This is a genomic window from Clavibacter sp. MX14-G9D (genome assembly GCF_032917815.1).
Lineage (GTDB): Bacteria > Actinomycetota > Actinomycetes > Actinomycetales > Microbacteriaceae > Clavibacter > Clavibacter michiganensis_K.
The window spans coordinates 1-4,158 of sequence record NZ_JAVCVL010000229.1; the positions used below are offsets into that span (position 1 = coordinate 1).

Sequence of the window (4,158 nt, forward strand, 5' to 3'; positions counted from 1 at the left end):
CTCGCCGGGATCGTCTTCGTCGGCGTGAGGTGGCGGTCGGAGCGGCGGGCGCCCGAGCTGCGGGCGGTGCGCGGAGGCCGCGTCCAGGAAACCGACCTACGGTAGGGATGTCCATGCGATCGCATGGACGGTGGCTCCACCACGAGGCGCGAGCCGTCGCCCCCCGTCGTCAGGAGACCCCATGACCACCACCCGCTTCACCGACAAGGTCGTCCTCATCACCGGCGGGGGCTCCGGCCTCGGTCGCGCCGCCGCCGTCCGCCTCGCCGCGGAGGGCGCCCGGCTCTCCCTCGTCGACATCTCGGAGAAGGGCCTCGCGGCCACCGTCGAGGCCGTCCGCTCGTCGTCGCCCGACGCCGAGGTCCTCACCGTCATCGCCGACGTGTCGGACGAGTCCGACGTCGACGCGTACGTCCGGCAGACCGTCGAGCGCTTCGGCCGCATCGACGGCTTCTTCAACAACGCCGGCATCGAGGGCCGCCAGAACCTCACCGAGGACTTCACGGCCGCCGAGTTCGACAAGGTCGTCGCGATCAACCTGCGCGGCGTGTTCCTCGGCCTCGAGAAGGTGCTCGCCGTCATGCGCGCGCAGGGCTCCGGCATGGTCGTGAACACCGCGAGCGTCGGCGGGATCCGCGGCGTCGGCAACCAGTCCGGCTACGCGGCCGCGAAGCACGGCGTCGTCGGGCTCACCCGGAACTCGGCCGTCGAGTACGGCGAGTTCGGCATCCGCATCAACGCGATCGCGCCCGGCGCCATCTGGACCCCCATGGTCGAGGCGTCGATGGAGCAGCTCAGCGCCGAGGACCCGCGCGGCGCGGCCGAGCAGTTCATCCAGGGCAACCCGACGAAGCGCTACGGCGAGGCCGAGGAGATCGCGTCCGTGGTCGCGTTCCTGCTCTCCGACGACGCGGCCTACGTGAACGCCGCCGTCCTGCCGATCGACGGCGGGCAGTCCGCGAAGTACTGAGCCGCGGCATCGCGGCATCGCGGCATCGCGTCACCGCGGGAGCCGGGGCCGGGCGTCGTCGTCCGGCCCCGGCGGCGTCCGCGGGCGGCGCAGCGTGCCCGTGCGCTCAGCCGAAGGGCGGCGTCGGCACCTGGCACGTCACCGGCTGTCCGGGAGCCGCCGTGGCGGTCGCGATCTCCCGCCGCCCGTCGATGAAAATCCGGCAGGTCAGCGCCTCGCCGTCCACCGGGGTGGCCTGCACGAACGCCCAGTCCTCCGCGGTGACGTAGGCCTCCGCGGACCACAGCCCCTCCCCGGCGTCGCGGCCCGCCGCCAGCGACGCGCGGCCGACGTCCTGGACGACGGACGGCCGGCCCCGCCGCGACGCCTCCGCGTACGCGACGTCCGTGAGCCCGCCGTCCGCGGCCTCCGTGGTGCTGACCTCGTAGGTGATGGCGTAGATGTCGGCGATGTCGTCGGCGATGTCCGAGCAGCCCGCGAGGGCGAGGGACAGGGCCGCGGCCGTGAGGACGGTCCCGGAGCGGACGACGGCACGGCGGGAGGACGCGGCGTTCATGCACCCAGTGTCGCCCGCGTGCCCCGGGCGCCTCGTCCCCCGCAGGTGCCGGGATGCCGGCCGACGCGGCACCGCGGGACCACCGGCCGCCTCGGATCCGGACGCGGTCCCGGACGTGGTCCCGGTCCCGCGCGGCGTCAGACCACCGCGCTGCGCAGCGGCGCCGTGGCGAACTCGCGCATGCCCTCCTCGAAGGTCATCCGGGGCTCCCAGCCGAGCTCCGCGCGCAGCCGCTCCGACGACGCCGTGATGTGCCGCACGTCGCCGAGCCGGTACTCGCCGGTGGTGACGGGCGCCGATCCGCCGGCCTCCCGCGCGAGCGCCTCGGCCATCTCGCCGATGGTGTGCACCGTGCCGCTGCCGACGTTGAAGGCGCGGAAGGAGCCGGCCTCGCGGTCCGCGGTCCAGGCGAGCGCCGCGAGGTTCGCGCCGGCGACGTCGCGGACGTGCACGAAGTCGCGACGCTGACGGCCGTCCTCGAAGACGCGCGGCGCCTCGCCGCGGGCGAGGGCCGACCGGAACAGGGAGGCGACGCCCGCGTAGGGCGTGTTCTGCGGCATGCCCGGTCCGTAGACGTTGTGGTACCGGAGCGCGGCGGCACGGCCGCCCGTGGCGCGCGTCCACGAGCTCGCGAGGTTCTCCTGCGCGAGCTTCGTGGTGGCGTAGACGTTGCGCGGGTCGAGCGGCACGTCCTCGCCGATGAGCGCGGGGACGAGCGGCTCGCCCGTCGCGGGATCCAGCGGGTCGAACAGCCCGGCGTCGAGGTCGGCGACGCGGCGGGCCGGCGGCCGCACGGGCCCGTCCGCGCCCGCGTAGGCGCCCTCGCCGTAGACGACCATGGAGCTCGCGAGCACGAGCCGGTCGATGCCCGCGCGGGTCATCGCCGCCAGGAGCACCGCGGTGCCGCCGTCGTTGGTGGCGACGTAGTCGGGCGCGTCGAGGAAGTCGACGCCGAGCCCGACCTTGGCGGCCTGGTGGCACACGACGTCGACGCCGTCGAGGGCGCGCGCGACCGCGTCCGCGTCGGTGACGTCGCCGCGCACCAGCTCGACGCCCGGATCCACGTCCGGCTCGCCGCCGTGCACGTCGGCGCGGAGCGAGTCGAGGACGCGCACCCGGCGCCCCTCCTCGAGGGCCGCGGTGACGATCGTGCCGCCGATGAAGCCCGCCCCGCCCGTGACGAGGAGGATCCCGTCGCTCACGAGCGCGCCTCCGTCGCCGGCGCCGCCGCGTCGCCCGTCGCGCCCGTGACGGGCCGCGCGAGCACGGAGGCGACCGCGTCCGCGTCGATGAGCGGGCGTCCGCGGTAGTCGGCGGGGATCGCGCGGACGACCGCCTCGATCGCCCGCACGATGCGCGGCTGCGCCTCCCGGAGGCGCGCGAACACCAGCTCGGCGGTGACCGCGTCCCCCTGCTCCCCGGGCAGCGGCGCGAGGCCCGCGTCGGCGTCGGTGACGAACGACAGGTTGACGGTGCCGATGTTGAGCTCGGAGGCCAGGACGACCTCCGGGTACTGGGTCATGTTCACGATGTGGGCGCCCGCCTGGCGGAACCAGAGCGACTCGGCGCGCGTGGAGAACCGCGGCCCCTGGATGACGACGACGGTGCCCGAGGTGCGCAGCGGCCCCGCGGGATCGGCGCGGTCGCCGCCCTCGAGCTCGACGAGCGCCGCGGCCGCGGGGCCGTGCAGGGCCGGGTCGAACGGGTCGGCGGCGGACAGGTGCTGCACGACGCCGGCGTCGAAGAAGGTGTCCGGGCGGCCCCAGGTGCGGTCGAGGAGCTGGTCGGTGAGCACGAGCGATCCCGGCGGGTAGTCCGGCGAGACGCCGCCCACGGCGGACGAGGACACGATGGCCGTCACGCCCAGCGACGCCAGCGCCCAGACGTTCGCCCGGTAGTCGATGAGGTGGGGCGCGACCGAGTGGTCGGCGCCGTGCCGCGTGAGGAACGCGACCCGGCGGCCGGCGAGCTCGCCGACGGTCACCTCGCTGGACGTCGGGCCGAACGGCGTCGCGATGCGGTGCGACGCGCTGGTGGCGGGGTCGAGCAGGGCGTACAGGCCGGATCCGCCGATGACGCCGATCTCGGCGCGGGGTGCGGGTGCGGGGGCGGTGCTGCTGGTGTCGGTCACGGGGCTCCTCGGGTCGTCGTCGCCCAGTCAAGCAGGGGCGCGGTGGGTGCGGGCCGGACGCGACCCGCGGCGGATGCGAGGGCCGGGTGCGCCTGATGGACTGGGGGCATGAGCGCCGTGGATGCCGATGCCGATGCCGCGGGTGCCCGTGGTCCGGCCGCTCCCGTGGCGCGCCTGGCGGGCATCCTCGTGCTCCTCGGCCTGGCGGGCGTCGTCACCGCGGGTGGGATCAGCGCCCTCGCCGCGCGGATGCAGGCCTCGATCTCGGGATCCGAGGTGGACGGGCTCTCGATGCTGCTCCCGGGCCTGGTGGTCACCGCGGTCATGGCGTCCCTCGCCGCGGCGTCCACCGCGCGGGTGGTGCGCGGCGCCCGCCGTGTGCCTCCCCTCGCGCTGGCCCGGCACGCGTCGGCCCTCGCGATCCGGCCGCTGGCGGTCACGGCCGTGCTCGTGGGGGTCGTGTGCGAGTCCCGCCTCCCCGGCGGCCTCGCCGAGGTCGCG

The 4,158-nt window shown here is 75.7% G+C and carries 5 protein-coding genes; 2 read left to right on the forward strand and 3 right to left on the reverse strand.

The annotated features are described in order from the left end of the window. Positions 1–181: 181 nt before the first annotated feature. Positions 182–970, forward strand: a complete 789-nt coding sequence (locus Q6969_RS13630; RefSeq protein WP_317230925.1) for a glucose 1-dehydrogenase — start codon at positions 182–184, stop codon at positions 968–970. 106 nt (positions 971–1,076) lie between these two features. On the opposite strand, the gene Q6969_RS13635 is transcribed toward Q6969_RS13630, so the two are convergent. The 3 genes from Q6969_RS13635 to Q6969_RS13645 form a co-directional block, all read right to left on the reverse strand. After that, positions 1,077–1,526 (reverse strand): hypothetical protein, encoded by a 450-nt coding sequence (locus tag Q6969_RS13635; RefSeq protein WP_317230926.1) that lies wholly within the window; start codon positions 1,524–1,526, stop codon positions 1,077–1,079. 137 nt (positions 1,527–1,663) lie between these two features. Beyond that, positions 1,664–2,728 carry an NAD-dependent epimerase/dehydratase family protein gene (locus Q6969_RS13640; protein ID WP_317230927.1) on the reverse strand — a complete coding sequence of 355 codons (1,065 nt, stop codon included), beginning with the start codon at positions 2,726–2,728 and terminating at the stop codon, positions 1,664–1,666. Continuing rightward, the gene (locus Q6969_RS13645) at positions 2,725–3,657 is read right to left on the reverse strand and encodes an MTAP family purine nucleoside phosphorylase (RefSeq protein WP_317230928.1); all 933 of its coding nucleotides are present in this window, start codon (positions 3,655–3,657) and stop codon (positions 2,725–2,727) included. Before Q6969_RS13645 ends, Q6969_RS13640 begins: the two co-directional genes overlap by 4 nt. A gap of 108 nt (positions 3,658–3,765) precedes the next feature. On the opposite strand from Q6969_RS13645, the gene Q6969_RS13650 reads away from it, so the two are divergent. Next, a partial coding sequence (locus Q6969_RS13650) for a hypothetical protein (protein WP_317230929.1) occupies positions 3,766–4,158 on the forward strand: 393 nt, incomplete at its 3' end.

Bases quoted from the DNA above. Each gene is read 5' to 3' on its own strand.
- Q6969_RS13635 (WP_317230926.1), bottom strand. From the start codon at position 1,526: ATGAACGCCGCGTCCTCCCGCCGTGCCGTCGTCCGCTCCGGGACCGTC.
- Q6969_RS13630 (WP_317230925.1), top strand. From the start codon at position 182: ATGACCACCACCCGCTTCACCGACAAGGTCGTCCTCATCACCGGCGGG.